The organism is Exiguobacterium sibiricum 7-3, from assembly GCF_000620865.1.
In the GTDB taxonomy this organism is placed as follows: Bacteria; Bacillota; Bacilli; order Exiguobacteriales; family Exiguobacteriaceae; genus Exiguobacterium_A; species Exiguobacterium_A sibiricum_A.
On the sequence record NZ_KK211190.1, the window covers coordinates 474,022 to 491,464 of the forward strand.

Consider the following 17,443-nt stretch of genomic DNA (forward strand, 5'->3'; position numbering starts at 1 on the left):
CTTGAAAGGAGCATGGATATGATCGGACTGACGGTTCTTTCTGAAAGTGAAGGCTGGTTGCACCAACTTGACCCGACCGATGCCCTCACGACTTTTTGTGAGCAGCACCGGTTCTCAATGGATCGTTATGATTACGATCAACATACGTTCTTGGATTTACTCGATTATATGGACTTTCAAGAATTCGAGCATTATTTGTTCGTCCTGCAAGGGCCGGGGGAACGGACCTTGCGACTCGTCGCGTATTTACAACAACGGATGCTACATGTTCAATTTCATTTGATTAATGAACGAGGGGATGTCTTGTTCGGTGATCCGTATTTCTTGAATGAGATGATCCCGTTAGAAGGGACGGCAGGGCATGCGCAACCGATTGAATTACAAGATGCTTTGATGTCGTTATTCACCGGCGTCTATCCGGATACCGCCTCTCGAGAGCCGCAACCGTTACGTCATGTCTATGTTGAAACAACAGAATTGCTCGACTCGATTGCACCAGCTCTGTTTGATCAAATGACAATCAACAGTTTGTTATACATCGATCAAGCGACCCGTCATGACTTACCGGTCATTGAACTGATGAGCCGGACACCGGTCTTGTTGGCCTTTTCCGACACGTTATCGTTTAATGTCAGAGAACGTTTGGCGACTTACGACCGGGAAGGGTTAGCCGCGGCCATCAAGCAGTGGCACGAAACGAGTGTCGTCTCGAGCCTGGAACACCGGATCGGAATTCTCGATTATGCGACACTTGCCGGCATGTCGGCGTCGCACCGTCTTTTCTTTTATCACGAGGGCATCTTTTCCGACTACGGAAAAAGGATGTCACTCAGTTCGACGTTTGATTTGAATGTCTGTCAGCTACGGGAACGGCAACTGAAGAAATGGGAAGAGCTGGTTCCGATAGCGCAACTCGCTTTATACCCGATTCTGTATCAACTGGCTTCCGCATTCCAAGGAACAAGCCAGTTCGTGACACCTTACAGCGTGCTCGAGCTTCCGCGAACGGAAGGGAAGTTTGGTCCGTTGACGATGATTGGCATTCAAAACAATGAAGGCTGTTTTGCTTTTGAACTGGTGACAAATCAATTGTTTGAGACGGATGAGTCGTTTCTCGCCATCCTCGAAGCGGATCAGAAAGAACGGTTTGATGTCCTGCCGGAACGCCTTGGTTCAGATTATGAAGCAGCGATTCAGACGTATAAGGAGTTGATTTATCATGGATGAGGCGCCATTGTTCGGTCCATTTTCACGAAAAGGAAGTTATTCACGGGTTCAAGTACTCGATAACTTATTTGCGGACGACCGGTTCACAGCACTTTACCAAGAAACGTCCTCCTTGCCGGAAATCGACGAGTTGATGTTGTATCGCCGTTATCTGAAAAAGAAGGATCGTGTCCTGGTGCACGGAAATTTTTCAGCGAAGTTATTTAATACGTTATGCGCAGAAGGATACGACCTGTATCTCGTCGAACCGGAATTGAACCGGATTGCCGGGATTTCTGAACAGTACTTAAAACGGGTCTACGGCCTCAGCAATGAATTGATTGATGTCATGGGAAACAGTGCATTCAACAAGATCATCCTACCCGGCACGACGATTGCACGGTATTCGCGCGGGGAGCTGTTATTGTTTTTCCGGAACATTCGCCACTTGCTGGCGACGGACGGACAATTACTCGTCAACATCTACAACTCGGATTATCTTAGACGACATGTCCAACCAATCGCATCGCGTCGGATTCATAATTGCACGCTGTTCTATGGTCAAAAGGTCGATCGCAACCGTTTGATCTTCAATTCATATTTGAAGTCAGAGACCGATGAGAAAGTCGCTTATTTGATTGAACACCTCTACGAACCGGATACGTTGTTCGAGTTCGCCAAACTCTCGCGTTATCGCGGCCGTACATTATACGCCGGGAAAAGCATCAGTATTTTAGAACTCGATAAGCTCGGGTGAAATAGAGACGAAGGCAGGGACGGATTTTATAATCGTCCCTGTTTTAGTATAAGCAAAAAATGGTAAAAAAAATAAATTTATGTTTTACTTTTCCTTTTAAATGGATAAAAAATATTTTTAATACTAGTTTAATTAGGTCTAAAGGGGGGGTAATAAAGAAAGGCAGTCGTTTTTGTTTAGTCAGATGACATCACGATGAAATCGGAGGATAGGTAAACGTTATGGATGAAAAGATGGCCGAGCAAAAAGCCTTACAAGCCAGTTGTTTATCTTTTATCGAAACATTATTTCCGGAGGAGACTTTTGAGTTTGTTGATCGGGTGGTGCTTCCCGATGCCTTTGGTAAGCACGGGACACATATGACATTCCAATCAGCCATTCGGGAACTTAAGCTCAGCTTCGTCGATCAAGCACATAGTCGCTTCGAACGTGTTTTCTTAGCCGAAAAGACGGCAGAATCCCCGTTCTTCAGCCGGATCATGGAAGCGACGTATGAAGAGGGGCAGTTGTACATTCACCATGTCTTGAAATCTGATTAACAGACCGGCAAAAACACGATGAGACGTGCACAGGAATGATTCCTGTCCGCATCTCATCGTGTTTTTTAGGTTGATTCAATCGATTGTAATCCCTGTTGGAGCGCCTGATTAATCGATGTCGCCATATGATCGCGGACTTCCTGTGTCAGAAGGCGGCCATTGAAGTAAACTTCCGGCGATAGCGTCAAGTGGACGAGGGTATCTTCCAGAACGAGTTTAAAATCGAGCGGTTGTGTCGGTTCGAAGGATTGAGCCATAAACTCTTGTAATGAAGGGTGTTGGACATACTGCGGATCAATTAAATCGATCACAGTCGTATTCAGTGCAAGTGCAAGCCGTTCCAGTGTTTGGGCATTCGGCATCCGTTGACCACGCTCGTATGCTGAAATCGAAGTAACGGTTTCCCCGCATCGTTCTGCCAGATATTTTTGGGTGTAATGATGTTGTTTACGCAATTGCATGATTTTTTTTCCGAGAGTACGTTTCACAGGACTCAACTCCTATTCTTGCATCCTTGCTTACTAGTACTAAATAACCACTTTCATTATATCGCAAACCTTTGAAATGTAAAAAAAAGTTTTTATAAAAAAATTATTGCATGATTATGTATTTAATGGATTTTAAATTCAAAATGTTATAGATTATTTAAAAGTATTAGAAAGGATTAGAAAAGAGAACATGCTATTCTATTAGTTAGTGAGAAAAGGAGGCCATATATGTTTAGAAAGATTCCATGGTCCGGTTATGTGACCCTGTTGATTTTGATCATCTTGTTTATATCAAGTTCGATGCCGTATCAAGAGCAATCCTTAAAACCGGGTTTGTCGCGATACGTTGACTTAGGTTTTGTCGAACATCTCCGGTTCATTTCGTTTGATTATCACGGAGAAGTCAGTGTCGTAGCGCTTGGTGCTTCTGGGTTCGTTGAGTTTTTCATTCGAAAGGCAGCGCATCTATCAATCTTCATCGTTCTCGGAACCGCCTTGGTGGATTTAACGTATCGATTGATCCGTCCGTATGCTTTGGCAGGTCTGTTTGCCTACACGGTTGCGATCACGATTGCCGTCTTTGATGAGTTCCATCAAATTTTGACGGGCGGACGGACTGGATTGATTCAGGATGTCTTACTGGACGGCACGGGTGCTTTGATCGGAATTCTATTGTATCGATTATTTTGGAAAAAAAGACCAAGTGAACAATGGGTGCGACAGTGAGTCTTATGTCCTAGTTTTTTTAAAAGAAAAAGCAGGGTTTTGATGATGCAAGTCGAAAAAAAGATTAACATCATTAATTAAGAGGAGTGAATCGGATGCAGAAACCTCATCTATTGATTACGAGCGCCGGTCGCCGAGCAAAGCTCGTCGAGTATTTTGTCAAAGAGTTTAAGACGGGACGTGTCAGCACAGCGGATTGCAGTCCATTGGCATCTGCGTTATACATGGCGGACCAGCATTACATCGTACCGAAGATGGATGAGGTCGATTACATCGATCATTTACTGAAGCTTTGTCAGGAAGAAGGCGTGACGGCGATCATGACGCTGATCGACCCGGAACTTGGTCTTCTGGCACAAGCAACGGAACGCTTTCAAGCAGTTGGTGTGACGGTCATCGTCTCACCCTATGCGTCCTGTCAACTCTGTTTCGATAAATACACGATGTATGAACATTGTCTGCGCCAGGGTATTGCCCATGCACGCACCTACGCGTCGATGGCGTCGTTCCAGGAAGCTGTCTCTGTAGGCGAAGTGAATCTACCGGTCTTCGTCAAACCACGCAGCGGAAGCGCCAGTCTCGAAGTACGGCGGGTTGAGACGATCGAAGAGGTCGAACAGTTATTCCTGAAGAATTCCGATTTGATTGTCCAGGAGTTATTGGTTGGTCCAGAACTTGGAGTCGATGCGTATGTCGATTTAATTTCCGGGAAAGTGACGTCCATCTTCATCAAGGAAAAATTAACGATGCGAGCAGGAGAGACTGATAAAAGCCGTTCGATTATCCGGGAAGATGTGTTTGAGCTGATCGAACATGTGTTAGACGGGTCTGGATTGGTGGGGCCCCTTGATTTTGATTTGTTTGATGTCGCGGGTACATTGTATCTATCGGAAATCAATCCTCGTTTCGGTGGGGGATATCCCCATGCCTATGAATGTGGTGTTAATTTCCCGGCGCAACTGTTCCGGAATTTGATGCATCAGATCAATCTTCCGCATATCGGACAATACATGGATGATGTCTATATGTTGAAGCATGATACGGTCACTTTGATTTCAGCGGCGGAACTGCAACGGATCAAACGATGAATAAAAAATGAGGCTGACTCAAAAAAAAAAAATCACTCGTCTTTTGCCCTTTCCTCAGACGAGACACAAGCCGGTTTTCCTGCCTCATTCAGGCAGAAAAACCGGCTTGTTTGTCTCTGACAGCGCAAAAATGCACTTTTTCCTGTAGGAGTTGCGTGTAGCGAGTGAGTCTTTTTTTTACGAGATAAGGGTGGCGGATTATCATTCTGCCACCCTTATCTTTGTAGAGGCTGACTTTTAGGTCAGCCCCATTTTTTTGCGACGATATCCATCAAGAAATCGAAACACGGGATCGTTTAAGACACTGCACGGCAGACGTCCAGCTCCCGAACAAGGCATTGATCGTCGACGTACTCGGGACGGATCGTCCTTCCGCCCATTTCCGGTAATGGATGATGCTGAGGGATGGGAGCTCGCGTTGTGCCTGTCTTAATGCGTCGAGGACATCTTCTTCGACCCACTTCCGCCGTGGGGGAGCGATGTCGAGACAAGCGAGCGCATCGACCCAGGAACCGTACTTTCGGGCAATCGTCGCGACCGTCGGATGTCCATTTTCCTGCGCCCAAATCGAGTAGGTCTGGGTCGTCAGGCGCGGAAGAACGTCCGATGCTTCGAGGAGCGCGTTGATGATGCGTTCTTCTGTCATACAGATTGAACGTGTCATCTCGATGTGTGCTTCCTCAAGGGCCCGTGACCATGACCCGAAACGGAGATTGATCAACGTCAATGAAGGTCCGTGCTTTGCTTTGGCCCATTCACGGTAACTGTTGCTGTGAAACGGATGCAACCGTTCCGATGCTTCTTTGATGAAAGCAAGGATCTCCTGATCGGAATAGTATGGACGAATGGATGATAAACCAGCTGCATGCAAGGCTTCACGCCATGATCCGAACACGTTGATGATCGTCGTGATCGACGGGATTTCTTTTCCGGTCGACCAGCGGGCATACGTCTTGGCGTCCAAGGCAGGGTAAGCAATACTCGCCTCGATTAAGCTGTCGATTACTTGTTGTTCTGTCCATTTCTTCATGATGTCATACCCCTTTCGTGTAGGTGTTCGTCTAGGTGTGGGTACTTTCTTGTGAGGTCGCGCGACGGCGTGTCGCATAAATCAGGAAACTGAGCCAGATGAAATAAAAACCGCTCGGACGAATCAGGACACTTTCCGTGAACTGGAGCAACAGCAACCAGAGACCGAGCAACAATAAGCTGATCGACAACGGATCGTCGTGCCGGCAATCCCGGATGAACCGGACAAGTATTAACAGAAAGGACGCTGTATAAAGCAACAGTCCAAAGAATCCGAGTTCATACAAGTAAACGATTGGCGTGCTATGGAACGTGTAGAGTGTACTGGATCCAAGCTGCTGCTCCAACCCGATGACAGAGGAGCCGAGACCGTGTCCGAACCAAAAGCGGTCGAGAGAGGCGGTCAGACCGGCTTGCCAGAGTTCACTCCGCCCGTTGAGGCTGATCAGTTCTGCAAACAAGGAGCGGTTCAGTGATAAGGAGCCGATAAGAATGACAGCACCTGTGAGATAAAAACTGGCCACGAGAAAACGTAAACGTCGAGCCGGTATCATTAAAAGCGTCGTCAACAATGCGAGCAGACAAAACGAGTAGAGACCGGTCTGCGAAGCACTGAGCACCAGACCGATGAAAATCACAATCAGGATGGTTCCGAAAAGAATGAATGACCGTAAATTCCGGCGCGCGATGGACTGCAGGACGGACATCCAGGCGATGAGGCCACCCGGAACGAGCCACGCTGCCAACGTGTTCGGATTGTTCGTCAGACTGGCGGACCGGAGAAAGCTGCCTTGTTCCCCGACATAAAGCTGGGACAAGGAAAAAGGACCGAGTTGTAATGACTGGATGTTATCGATCGGAACGTACTGTCGACCGAATGAGACGATGAGTGCATAAGCAGCGAGACAGAAAGCCTGATACAGAAGAATGAGATTCATCAGCTGAAACCAACGGATGAAAAGTGGAAGCGCGAGTGATAGGACGATAATGACGAAAAGCCATGTCGTAAACAATTGGAGTAAGGTAAGCGAAGAATCGGCAGCCGGACGAAATAAGAAGACGATGCCGTGAAACGTGACATACAGCAAGAATGAAGTGACGAACCATTGTGTCGAAGCGCGCGGTGGAAAATAGAAGGGACGGGTAACAAGATACATACTGATGAACAGGATGAGATAGACAAGGGCTATCCAGACACTCCAATGACTCGGCAGGACTTCATCCGTAAACGAGAGCGGACGTGTCCATAAATCGACTGTGATCCAAAATGCAAGGATGAATAAGCCAATCGATTCAGGTATATTGACTGATTTTAACATCATTACTAGTATCTATCCACCCTTCATATAGGACTTATTACCGAATTTTCAGATTTTTAATCATCAAATTGGTATTTACCCTTAATTTATTAAAAATCATGCGCATGAAATGAATAATTTTGAAAAAACGGCGATCATTTTTTGGTGAATCGTCTTTTTTTCGTGAATCAATCTTTTTCGATGAACTAACGATACGCAAGCATGATGACTCCTCAAAAAAATATAATCATTTCCACCAAGCTCTAATTGTTTTGGCAGTCGTTTGGAAATAAGGTGTAAGCATAACCAGTGTCCATCCAACATGTCAGGTAACGAGAAAGAGGTGAACCATGTGAATTCGATTCATCAAAAAAAGACATTCGGTGACCATGTGATGACATTAAAGAAAGGCTGGTGGGTACTCTGCTTACTGGCCCTTCTCTTAGCGGGTGCCGGATATGCCGTCAGCACCTATGTGATTCCCCCGACGTATGAAGCGACCGCTTATATCCTTGTCGTTCCGCAACAAAATGCGGAAGCGACATCGACGCCGACGCTTGTCAGTACCTACCAAGATATTTTAAAAAGCCCCGAAGTCATTGATCAGGTCGCCCAAAAGATGGACGTAACGGATAAACGGATTTTTGATTTGACGGATCGCCTGACCGTCGCCAGTAATCTGGATTCCCAAGTCATCGCCTTATCGGTCACGGATCGATCGGCGGAACAAGCCGCGATTCAGGCAAATACGATGACGGAAGTCTTCCAGGATTACGTACCGCAACTGATCAAAACAAGCAACACGGAAGTGTTCTCGACGGCCCGGATTCCAACGAAACCGGTCTCACCAAACGTTCTGATGAATACCGCCATCGGTGGAATCCTCGGACTTCTCTTCGGCTTATTGATCGTCTACTCCCGGGCGCTCGGAAAAAAGTCAGTCGCTGAAGAAACAAAAGAAACTGCGTATCCGCAAGCTGTCAGTCATCCCAGCCGTTCTTGATTTGAGAAAGGAGGAGCCTATCATGCAAGCCCCGCCATTTCAGCAGTATCGCCGGCATATGAAGATTGGTCTACTGCGGCTGATCGATGCCGCGATCATCATCGCAGCGACGGTCGTGACCTTTTACTTCTTTAATCCACTGAACCTTACGGCGAACTTCGAACTGGTGGATGCCGTCGAAGTCGCCTTGATTCAATGGATTGCCTTAACACTCGTCGCCCATTGGATGCGTTTTTATCAAATCATTTGGCGGTATGCCAGCCTTCGTGATTTAGGTGTGTTACTCGTCGTCGTCGTCGCGAGCAGCTTCGTCCTTCTCGGACTCGAATACGCTCTGTTCGATTTTGCGGTCGAACGCGCCGTCTTCCTTCAGACCGGTTTAGTCCTGAACGGGATCTTATTCGTTCGTCTGTTGATTCGCGGTCGGAGCCTCGAGCTGAAACGGGAAAATCGAACACTTGGGAAACGGACGTTGATTATCGGTGCCGGTGCATCGGGACAGATGATCACAAAAGAATTAAAGCAGAAAAAAGCCCATATCCTGAATGTGGTCGGTCTACTGGATGATTTGACGGAACTAAAAGGGATGATGATTCACGGTGTACCGGTCATCGGGACGATTGACCAACTCGAATGTATCATCGAAGAATATAAAATCGAAGCTGTCGTCCTGGCGATTCCGTCCCTTACCTATCCGGACCGGGTCACCTTACTGAACCGGATCAAACAGACGAAAGTCGAAGCCCATACGTTACCGATGCTCGTTGAACTCGCTTCCGGCAAGGTATCTGTCAACCAGATCCGTGAAGTATCGATTGCTGACCTCCTCGGTCGAGAACCGGTCGAACTCGATATTACGGAAATTGAAAAAAGTGTCAGTCAGGCCACGGTCCTCGTCACCGGTGCCGGTGGATCAATCGGGTCAGAAATTTGCCGGCAACTTGTTAAATTCAAACCAGCCCATCTGATTTTGCTTGGTCATGGCGAGAACAGCATTTATCTGATCCGCCGCGAACTTGAAGCAACCACGGAAGGCATCACGTTACATTCCGTCATCGCGGATGTCCAGGATGCGGACCGGATGATGGATGTGATGCAACGTTTTAAACCGGATCTCGTCTACCATGCGGCAGCTCACAAACATGTGCCGCTGATGGAAGACAATCCGAGTGAAGCGGTCAAAAACAACATTTACGGAACGCGCAACGTCGCCTTGGCAGCGGAAGCCGCCGGTGTCAACCGGTTCGTCATGATCTCGACTGATAAGGCGGTCAACCCGACGAGTGTGATGGGGGCGACGAAACGGATTGCCGAGATGGCCATCCAACAAATCGCCCGTAACAGTGAGACGACGTTCGCGGTCGTCCGGTTCGGCAACGTGTTAGGCAGCCGCGGATCAGTCATTCCGCTCTTTAAGGAACAAATCGCAAACGGTGGTCCGATCACCGTGACGGATCCGGCGATGACCCGGTATTTCATGACGATTCCCGAAGCGAGCCGACTTGTCATCCAAGCCAGTGTCCTCGCTGAGGGCGGTGAGGTGTTTGTCCTCGATATGGGAGAGCCGGTCAACATCACGACACTCGCCCGGAACTTGATTCACTTAAGCGGATTCACGGAAGAACAGATTCCGATCGTCTACAGTGGTATACGAAAAGGTGAAAAGTTATACGAAGAGTTGCTCGCGACGGAAGAAGTTCATGAAGAACGGGTTTTCGATAAAATCCTCGTTGGTAAGACACGACCGTTCGGATCCATTGATCCTTATTTACGAAATATCGCTCTGACGCTTGATGATGAACAGGCATTGCGGACGTATTTACTTGAAGCAACGAATCGGACCGACATGATGCCGGAGACGATTCCACCGGCGATTCGGATCGCCCGGGAATGAGGGGGAGACGAGATGAAATCTGTTCGGCAACTGTCACGATTTAATCTGATTTTCATTGCGGATACGGCCTATTCTCTCCATCAGTGGATGATTTTGACACTGCTAATCAAATGGAGCACACCACTCAATATCGGTTATTTCAATTACGCACTCGCTTTAACGGCACCGATCGTCATGTTTTGTTGGTTAAACGCCAGTACGATCCTGACGGCAGAACGATCGGGCTTAAAAAACTTCAACCTGTTCATCAAGACCCGCTTTTCCTTATTATCAGCCGGTGTCTTCGTCCTTCTCGGCGTCTATTATTTCTTCGGGGAAGCCGACATCCTCTGGCTGACCTTACTCGTTTACCTGAACAAGTATATGGAATCATTCGCTGATCTCGCTTACGGATTCCTCCAAGGACATATGGCCTTCAAGGAAGTCGCTTTATCAAAGATTTTCCGCAGTCTCGTCAATGTCTCCGGAGCGGCCCTGATTCTCTTTACGACGCATTCGATTCACGGTTTCGTCTTAGCACTCGTCGCCGGAAATCTGATCATGTTAATCCTCTACGATTTACCGACCGTCCGGCGTATCGGTCATGGATTTGAAAACCAGCAGATGAGTGAACGTTACCAAACGGGACGACAATTGTTCCTCAAAGCAGTCCCGCTCGGTTTCGTCGCCTTGTTGATTGCACTCAATGCCAACATTCCACGCCTGTTCGTCGGTCATGCGATCGGAACAGAGGAACTCGGTTACTATGCGAGTATCGCGTATCTGCTGGTTCTCGGCAGCTTGTTCATCCATTCGCTCGTCGCCGTCTTACTGCCGAACTTTTCCTCCGACAGCGGGGAACGGCAAAGCTTACCGGAATTAAGGAAGCTGACCCGGTCGATGCTGCTCATGACCAACGCAGTCGGTATCCTGCTGATCATCGGCTCGATCTTCTTCGGCAAGTGGGGCCTGACGATTTTCTACAATGCCTCGTTCGTCCAGTACCATACGATTTTCGTCTTGATGATGGTCGCATCACTCTTCTTTTATAATTCGACCGTCATTCAAGCCTTGTTGACCGGGTTCCAACAGTTCCGGGTTCAGACAATCGCCATCTTCGGCAGTGTCATCGTCAACATCGTCGCCTGCAGCATCTTGATTCCGATGTACGGATTATATGGGGCGACGACAGCATACGGTCTCTGTGCCGTCACGCAAATCGGGCTGTTGATCCCGGCGCTCTACCGTTCCCTGTATCCGCGGAAACTGACACTTTCAATTGAACAAAGCAGCTAAAGGAGGGAAAAAGCATGCGGCCGATTCTGATTGTCGTCATTTTGGAAGCCCTACTCAGTCAATTGGTCCGACCGCTCTTTTTAACTTCTGAAGGTTACGTCGCGACCGTCCTTGCCATCAATTCCGTCCTGCTGATGGTTTATCTGTTGAAGCAGGCCGAGACGACTCCGTTGTTCCTGATTTTCGTGACAGCCTTTCTGATCCGTCTGACATTGATGTTAGTGGATTTGGAGCTGTTTCGGCTCCCGCCGCACAGTGGGGATGATACGGAAGCGTTCCATCTGGAAGGATTGCTGATTTATACCGACCCGACGATGTTCAACGAAGTCGTCCGGGGGAGTTACTCCAAATTTCTAGGAATCTTTTATCTTGCGTTTGGCCCGGAACGAATGCTCGCCCAGTATTTCAACGTCATTCTCGGCGTCGTCTCGGTTGTCATTTTATCGAAAACACTGTTGCTCCTGAAACTGCCGATGCACTACATCCTGATTGCGACCGGTGTGTTTGCCTTCTTTCCTCAAGGACTGTTACTTTCACCGATTCTCCTGCGGGATCAGCTGGTCGCACTCGGAATCGTCTATACACTCTACTACATGGTGCGCTGGACAATCGATAAGTCGGCAGCCAGCCTGACGTTTGCGTATCTCGGTTACTTTATCAGCACGATGTTTCACTCAGGACTCGCGATCGGGATTCTTGTCCTCCTCGTCTACTTCTCCTTTTATAATCACGAGACGAAACGGATGGATTTTGAAGCTTCGAAAGTACAGCGGTTGCTTGTTCAAGTCGTCATCGTCGGTTTCATCGTCTATAGTTTCCAGGACGTCCTGTTCGCGAAATTCACCCACGTCTCTGAAAACGGACAGCTGTTCAGCGGGATGAGTTATGACCGCGGCGGATCGGCGTATTTGAACGGACTGACGGTGACCGGACCGTCTGACATGGTTCTGTACGCACCACTCCGGATGATTTACTTCTTGTTTTCACCGTTCCCGTGGCAATGGTCCAGTGTGATGAACATCGCAATTTTCTTCGCCGATGCGGCCTTTTATCTCCTGTTATTCGGTCTGACACTGATGCACCTGAAGTATTTGAAACAACATCCGTTCGGCAGTGTACTGCTGTTCATGCTGATTCTGTTCATCGTCAACGCCGTCATCTTTGGTCTTGGGACAGGGAATGTCGGAACAGCGATTCGCCACCGGTATAAACTGTTTCCGATGCTGCTGATCGCGTATACATCGATCCACTATATCCGCTATCAAGTGCTCCACCACTTCGAGGAGGTTGAGAAACGTGCAGAATAAGACGATTTTAATTACCGGGATTGCAGGATTCATTGGATTTCATGCGGCACGTCGCTTTATAGCGGAAGGATACCGGGTCATCGGTCTCGATGAAGTCAACGATTACTATGATCCGACGTTGAAAGAAGCCCGCTTGGCCGAACTGGGGCCGAACCGGTATACGTTTTACCGGGTGTCGCTCGAAGATACGGTGGCGGTCAATCAAATCTTTGAGACGGAACAGATTGACCTGGTGCTCCATTTAGCGGCTCAAGCCGGTGTCCGGTACAGCATCGATCGTCCGGACGTCTACATCACATCGAACATCGTCGGATTCTTGTCGATCCTCGAGGCCTGCAGGCACTATCCGGTCGAACAATTGATTTACGCTTCTTCCAGTTCCGTCTACGGATCGAATACGAAGATGCCATTCGCGACGACGGATGCAGTCGATCATCCGCTCAGCCTCTACGCCGCATCGAAAAAAGCAAACGAGCTGATGGCACACACCTACAGCAGTCTTTACGGAATCAAGACGACCGGGCTTCGCTTCTTCAGTGTCTACGGACCGTGGGGACGGCCGGATATGGCCTTGTTCAAATTCACGGAAGCCATCGCGAAGGGACAACCGATTGATCTTTACAACTACGGGGAGATGGGACGGGACTTCACGTACGTCGATGACATCATCGAAAGCATTTACCGGCTGATGCAGACGGAACCAGCCGCTGATCCGCTGTTCGATAAAGCAGCGCCGCTACCGGATCGAAGCTTCGTGCCGTACCGCGTCTTTAACATCGGCAGTCACAGCCCGATCCGACTAAACGAATTTGTCGCCTTGATTGAAGAGCGACTTGGTAAAAAAGCAATCAAACATGAAATGCCACTTCAAGCAGGAGATGTTCCAGAGAGTTTTGCAGATGTTGAATCCTTATTCGAGACGATTGGTTACCGGCCACAAACAACGATCGAAGCAGGTGTCCATGCATTCATCGACTGGTATGAACAGCATTACCGGCTGAAGGAGGAAGTCCAGGATGGCGCTTAAAGAAGAAATTTACTACAAGTCCCCGATATTTATTCAGAATATTTTGACATCCATGTACGGAAAAAAGCTGATGCAGGAACGATATGGTTCGGGATATGAGAGAAAGCTCCAAGAACTACGTGTCAAAGACCGGACAGTGGACTATCGGACTGAACAGCTCGAGCGGTTGAATACGTTTCTCCTATTCATCCAGGCGCACACGCCGTATTATCGGAAACTGTTTCAGGAGCACGACATCCGTCTTCCTTTCACGTCGCTCGAACAGTTACAGACGATTCCGGTCCTTGAAAAAGAAACGTTACGGCAGCAAAACGAAGCATTCATGTCAGAAGTCGACGCTCCGGTTCGCGGGCGGACGGGCGGGACGAGCGGGAAATCGCTCCAAGTCGCCTTCATGCGGGAAGACGTTCAGGAACGAATGGCGCATCTCGATTATTTTAAAGAGTTACACGGCTTTCATGGCGGAATGCGGCGCGCCAGCTTTACCGGACGAACATTGACGGCGATCGATCAAAAAAAGCCGATCTTTTGGCGGATGAACCGACCGCTCAATCAATTGTTGTTATCGATCTTTCATATGAAAGAAGAAAACTTTCCGGCCTACATCGAAGAGCTGAACCGGTTCCGACCGGTGGCACTCGACGGAACACCGACCGCAATGCTTGAAATCGCTTTGTATCTTTTAAAGCATAAGTTACGTCTCGACTTTTCACTGGTTGCGATTTTCCCGACATCGGAAACGGTGACGCCGGAGATGCGGCGGGTGCTCGAAGAAGCATTCCGAGCTCCGGTCTTTGATCAGTACGGTTCGTCGGAAGGTGCCCCCATCATCTCGGAATGCCGGGAGCATAAACTTCATCTGCATCATGAAACGGGCATCATCGAACCATACGGAGATCGGGGAGAAGTCGTCGTCACATGTTTTACGACCCGCGGGACACCGCTCGTCCGGTACCGGATCGGTGACCGGATGACACTCGGACAAGATGCTTGTACCTGTGGACTGAACGGTCCGGTCATCGAGTCGATTGACGGTCGCGGGACAAGTTATATCGTCAGTGAAAAACGCGGCAAGGTCTTCGAAGGCGATATCACGACGATCGCCCGGGAACTGCCGAACTCGGTCTTGCGTCTTCAGGTCGAACAACATGCATTGAATCATGTGACGCTCCGTTACATTCCCGATCAGCAACGGTTCGTACCGAAACATGAAAAAATCCTGTTACGGGAGATGCAGAAGCTCCTCGGATCCTCGATGCACGTCACGCTCGAGCCGGTCCAGCAGATGAAGCAGGAGCCGAATGGAAAAACACTGATCGTCAAACAGTCGATGAAATAGGAGGAATCCATCATGAACAAGGCAGTCAAACACATCGTAGATACGACAGCAGCCGAAACACGATCACTTCCCATCGCCAACCGTTCGATTGCCGTCGTCGGCCTCGGATATGTCGGTCTTCCCGTCGCCGTCGCCTTTGGTGAAAAAACGGAAGTCATCGGCTTTGACATCAAGGAACAGCGGGTCGCAGAACTGAAAGACGGAATCGATGCGACCCTTGAACTCAGTCCGTTCGTCCTCAAAAATGCGGACGTCGAATACGTCACCGACGCAGCGGCACTCGGAGCAAGCGACTTCATCATCATCGCTGTCCCGACACCGATCAATGCGCAAAATCAGCCGGATTTGACGCCGCTCCTCCGTGCGTCGCAACTCGTCGGACGCCAGTTGAACAAAGGGGATATCGTCGTCTACGAGTCGACGGTCTACCCGGGAGCGACGGAGGAAGATTGTATCCCGGTCCTCGAAGAAGCATCCGGTCTGCAGGCCGGGGTCGACTTCTTCGTCGGCTACTCGCCGGAACGGATCAATCCCGGCGATCATGAGCATACGTTCAAGACGATCAAAAAAATCGTTTCGGCCCAAAACGAAGAAACACTCGATATCGTCGCTGAAGTCTATGAAGCGGTCGTCGAAGCCGGCGTCCACCGGGCCTCATCGATCAAAGTCGCGGAAGCCGCAAAAATCATCGAGAATACGCAACGCGACTTGAACATCGCGCTGATGAACGAACTGGCCATCATCTTCGACCGGATGAACATCGATACGCTTGAGGTCCTCGAGGCCGCCGGAACGAAGTGGAACTTCTTACCGTTCCGTCCGGGACTCGTCGGCGGTCATTGCATCGGTGTCGACCCGTTTTACTTGACGATGAAGGCAGAATCACTCGGTTATCATCCGGAAGTCATCCTCGCCGGACGGCGGATCAACGACACGATGGGACGGTTCATCGCCACGTCGCTCGTCAAGAATCTGATTAAACAAAACATGCCGGTTCTTGGTGCACGAGTGACGGTGCTTGGTCTGTCATTCAAGGAAAACGTCAGCGATATCCGGAACTCGAAAGTTGCGAACCTCGTCAAGGAAATCGAAGAGTTCGGAATTGAAGTCCAGGTGACGGATCGTCTCGTTGAAAAAGGGGACGCGAAACGCGAGTACGGCATCGATTTAGTTGATTTAGCAGACTTAAAACCAGCCGACGTCGTCATCTTCGCCGTCTCGCATGAAGAGTACGTCGAAGGCAACTGGCTGCTTGCGCAACACCTGCTCAAAGTCGGTCGCGGCATCGTCATCGATATAAAAGGGATGCTGACACCATCAGAAAAACCGGAAGGGGTGCATTTATGGCGACTTTAAAAATCCTTCAGGTCTGCGCCCTCGATACGACGGCCGAGACGATGTTGCAACCGTTGCTGTTGGCCTTACAAAATGCCGGACACGAAGTCGGGATTGCCTGTGCCGACACCGGGGCGGCATCAAAACTCGCTGCGCAAGGATTTACGATGCATGACATTCCAATCGAACGGAAAATCGACTGGACGAGTAACTGGAAGACGATTCGCTCGATTGTTCAGATTTTAAAAGACGAACAGTATGACGCCGTGCACGTGCACACACCGGTCGCGGCGGCCCTTGGCCGGGTCGCGGCGAAGCGGGCGGGCACGAAACACATCGTCTATACGGCACACGGTTTTTATTTTCACGAAAAGATGGGACGCGTCACGTACCAGCTGACGTATTCCGTCGAGAAATGGCTGGCGCGGTTCGCGACCGATTATCTGTTGCTCCAAAGTCAGGAAGACTACGAACTGGCGAACCGGAAACGGTTTAAAAATACGACCCGTCTGATGCATCTCGGGAACGGGATCGACTTGACCCGATTCTATCCGCGGCCTCGCCAAACGACCGGACCGTTCACGTTTTTATTCATCGGCCGGATTGTTGAAGAGAAAGGAATTCTCGAACTGCTGACCGCTTTCGAGCAGGTCGTCTCGGTCCAACCGGACGTCCGGCTGATGATTGCCGGTGAGATGATGGAAAGCGAACGCGATCAGACGACGAAGCATACGTTCAGGAAACGAATCCGGGAAATCCCGAACATCGATTATCTCGGTTTCGTCGAAGATGTCCCGGAACTATTACATCAAGTCGATGCGTTCGTATTACCGTCGCATCGCGAAGGTGTTCCCCGTTCGATCATCGAAGCGATGGCGACGGCGAAACCGGTCATTGCGACGAACATCCGGGGCTGTCGGGAAGAAGTGATCGACGGAAAAACCGGTTATCTGGTCGAGGTGCAGGATGAAACACAACTGGCCCGACGGATGCTCGATCTTGTCGAACAGCCGGACGTCGCGTCAGAGATGGGCCGGGCCGGGTTCGAACGGGCGATGAAACACTTTAACGAAGCAGATGTCATCAAGCGGCAACTCAATCTCTTTTCAAGTTTATGAGAAGGAGGACGTTA

At 49.3% G+C, this 17,443-nt stretch carries 16 protein-coding genes; 13 read left to right on the forward strand and 3 right to left on the reverse strand.

Annotation, left to right across the window (positions count from 1 at the left end; genetic code table 11):
* Positions 1 to 12 precede the first annotated feature (12 nt).
* The 3 genes from P402_RS0103405 to P402_RS0103415 all read left to right on the forward strand — a co-directional run bounded on the left by P402_RS0103405 (position 13) and on the right by P402_RS0103415 (position 2,502).
* On the forward strand, positions 13 to 1,227 hold the full coding sequence (locus P402_RS0103405) for a hypothetical protein (protein WP_235188814.1): 1,215 nt from the start codon (positions 13 to 15) through the stop codon (positions 1,225 to 1,227).
* Complete coding sequence (locus P402_RS0103410) at positions 1,220 to 1,963, forward strand: hypothetical protein (protein WP_026827420.1); 744 nt, start codon at positions 1,220 to 1,222, stop codon at positions 1,961 to 1,963. The genes P402_RS0103405 and P402_RS0103410 overlap by 8 nt, the downstream gene beginning before the upstream one ends.
* A 221-nt stretch (positions 1,964 to 2,184) precedes the next feature.
* The gene (locus P402_RS0103415; protein WP_026827421.1) at positions 2,185 to 2,502 is read left to right on the forward strand and encodes a hypothetical protein; all 318 of its coding nucleotides are present in this window, start codon (positions 2,185 to 2,187) and stop codon (positions 2,500 to 2,502) included.
* Positions 2,503 to 2,567: 65 nt separating this feature from the next.
* Here P402_RS0103415 and P402_RS16700 read toward each other — a convergent pair whose 3' ends face one another.
* Positions 2,568 to 2,990, reverse strand: a complete 423-nt coding sequence (locus tag P402_RS16700; RefSeq protein WP_026827422.1) for a helix-turn-helix domain-containing protein — start codon at positions 2,988 to 2,990, stop codon at positions 2,568 to 2,570.
* Between the two features lie 228 nt (positions 2,991 to 3,218).
* On the opposite strand from P402_RS16700, the gene P402_RS0103425 reads away from it, so the two are divergent.
* Together P402_RS0103425 and P402_RS0103430 are read left to right on the forward strand one after the other, a co-directional pair.
* A complete protein-coding gene (locus P402_RS0103425; protein ID WP_026827423.1) occupies positions 3,219 to 3,716 on the forward strand; it encodes a VanZ family protein in 498 nt (165 codons plus the stop codon).
* A 95-nt stretch (positions 3,717 to 3,811) separates the two neighbouring features.
* Positions 3,812 to 4,804, forward strand: a complete 993-nt coding sequence (locus P402_RS0103430; RefSeq protein ID WP_026827424.1) for an ATP-grasp domain-containing protein — start codon at positions 3,812 to 3,814, stop codon at positions 4,802 to 4,804.
* Positions 4,805 to 5,075: 271 nt separating this feature from the next.
* Here P402_RS0103430 and P402_RS0103435 read toward each other — a convergent pair whose 3' ends face one another.
* Both P402_RS0103435 and P402_RS0103440 read right to left on the reverse strand, forming a co-directional pair.
* Positions 5,076 to 5,834, reverse strand: a complete 759-nt coding sequence (locus tag P402_RS0103435) for a hypothetical protein (RefSeq protein WP_026827425.1) — start codon at positions 5,832 to 5,834, stop codon at positions 5,076 to 5,078.
* A gap of 31 nt (positions 5,835 to 5,865) precedes the next feature.
* Positions 5,866 to 7,155, reverse strand: a complete 1,290-nt coding sequence (locus P402_RS0103440) for an O-antigen ligase family protein (RefSeq protein ID WP_026827426.1) — start codon at positions 7,153 to 7,155, stop codon at positions 5,866 to 5,868.
* Between the two features lie 328 nt (positions 7,156 to 7,483).
* Here P402_RS0103440 and P402_RS0103450 point away from each other — a divergent pair, with 328 nt between their 5' ends.
* The 8 genes from P402_RS0103450 to P402_RS0103485 are packed head-to-tail and all read left to right on the forward strand — an operon-like array spanning position 7,484 to position 17,429.
* Complete coding sequence (locus P402_RS0103450; RefSeq protein ID WP_026827427.1) at positions 7,484 to 8,134, forward strand: YveK family protein; 651 nt, start codon at positions 7,484 to 7,486, stop codon at positions 8,132 to 8,134.
* Positions 8,135 to 8,156: 22 nt separating this feature from the next.
* Positions 8,157 to 10,028 carry a polysaccharide biosynthesis protein gene (locus P402_RS0103455; RefSeq protein WP_026827428.1) on the forward strand — a complete coding sequence of 624 codons (1,872 nt, stop codon included), beginning with the start codon at positions 8,157 to 8,159 and terminating at the stop codon, positions 10,026 to 10,028.
* 12 nt (positions 10,029 to 10,040) lie between these two features.
* Positions 10,041 to 11,303: an oligosaccharide flippase family protein gene (locus tag P402_RS0103460; protein WP_026827429.1), complete on the forward strand. Its 1,263-nt coding sequence runs from the start codon at positions 10,041 to 10,043 to the stop codon at positions 11,301 to 11,303.
* A 14-nt stretch (positions 11,304 to 11,317) separates the two neighbouring features.
* Complete coding sequence (locus P402_RS0103465) at positions 11,318 to 12,610, forward strand: hypothetical protein (protein ID WP_026827430.1); 1,293 nt, start codon at positions 11,318 to 11,320, stop codon at positions 12,608 to 12,610.
* On the forward strand, positions 12,600 to 13,637 hold the full coding sequence (locus P402_RS0103470; protein ID WP_026827431.1) for an NAD-dependent epimerase: 1,038 nt from the start codon (positions 12,600 to 12,602) through the stop codon (positions 13,635 to 13,637). Before P402_RS0103465 ends, P402_RS0103470 begins: the two co-directional genes overlap by 11 nt.
* The gene (locus P402_RS0103475; protein WP_026827432.1) at positions 13,627 to 14,976 is read left to right on the forward strand and encodes a phenylacetate--CoA ligase family protein; all 1,350 of its coding nucleotides are present in this window, start codon (positions 13,627 to 13,629) and stop codon (positions 14,974 to 14,976) included. The genes P402_RS0103470 and P402_RS0103475 overlap by 11 nt, the downstream gene beginning before the upstream one ends.
* A gap of 12 nt (positions 14,977 to 14,988) precedes the next feature.
* Positions 14,989 to 16,332: a nucleotide sugar dehydrogenase gene (locus tag P402_RS0103480; RefSeq protein WP_034769675.1), complete on the forward strand. Its 1,344-nt coding sequence runs from the start codon at positions 14,989 to 14,991 to the stop codon at positions 16,330 to 16,332.
* Entirely contained in the window at positions 16,320 to 17,429 is a 1,110-nt protein-coding gene (locus P402_RS0103485) for a glycosyltransferase family 4 protein (protein WP_026827434.1), read from the forward strand. The genes P402_RS0103480 and P402_RS0103485 overlap by 13 nt, the downstream gene beginning before the upstream one ends.
* The last annotated feature ends 14 nt before the right edge of the window (positions 17,430 to 17,443 follow it).

Coding starts and splice junctions, on each gene's coding strand:
- P402_RS0103405 (WP_235188814.1), top strand. CDS start 13: ATGGATATGATCGGACTGACGGTTCTTTCTGAAAGTGAAGGCTGGTTG.
- P402_RS0103410 (WP_026827420.1), top strand. CDS start 1,220: ATGGATGAGGCGCCATTGTTCGGTCCATTTTCACGAAAAGGAAGTTAT.
- P402_RS0103415 (WP_026827421.1), top strand. CDS start 2,185: ATGGATGAAAAGATGGCCGAGCAAAAAGCCTTACAAGCCAGTTGTTTA.
- P402_RS0103425 (WP_026827423.1), top strand. CDS start 3,219: ATGTTTAGAAAGATTCCATGGTCCGGTTATGTGACCCTGTTGATTTTG.
- P402_RS0103430 (WP_026827424.1), top strand. CDS start 3,812: ATGCAGAAACCTCATCTATTGATTACGAGCGCCGGTCGCCGAGCAAAG.
- P402_RS0103435 (WP_026827425.1), bottom strand. CDS start 5,834: ATGAAGAAATGGACAGAACAACAAGTAATCGACAGCTTAATCGAGGCG.
- P402_RS0103440 (WP_026827426.1), bottom strand. CDS start 7,155: ATGATGTTAAAATCAGTCAATATACCTGAATCGATTGGCTTATTCATC.
- P402_RS0103455 (WP_026827428.1), top strand. CDS start 8,157: ATGCAAGCCCCGCCATTTCAGCAGTATCGCCGGCATATGAAGATTGGT.
- P402_RS0103460 (WP_026827429.1), top strand. CDS start 10,041: ATGAAATCTGTTCGGCAACTGTCACGATTTAATCTGATTTTCATTGCG.
- P402_RS0103465 (WP_026827430.1), top strand. CDS start 11,318: ATGCGGCCGATTCTGATTGTCGTCATTTTGGAAGCCCTACTCAGTCAA.
- P402_RS0103475 (WP_026827432.1), top strand. CDS start 13,627: ATGGCGCTTAAAGAAGAAATTTACTACAAGTCCCCGATATTTATTCAG.
- P402_RS0103480 (WP_034769675.1), top strand. CDS start 14,989: ATGAACAAGGCAGTCAAACACATCGTAGATACGACAGCAGCCGAAACA.
- P402_RS0103485 (WP_026827434.1), top strand. CDS start 16,320: ATGGCGACTTTAAAAATCCTTCAGGTCTGCGCCCTCGATACGACGGCC.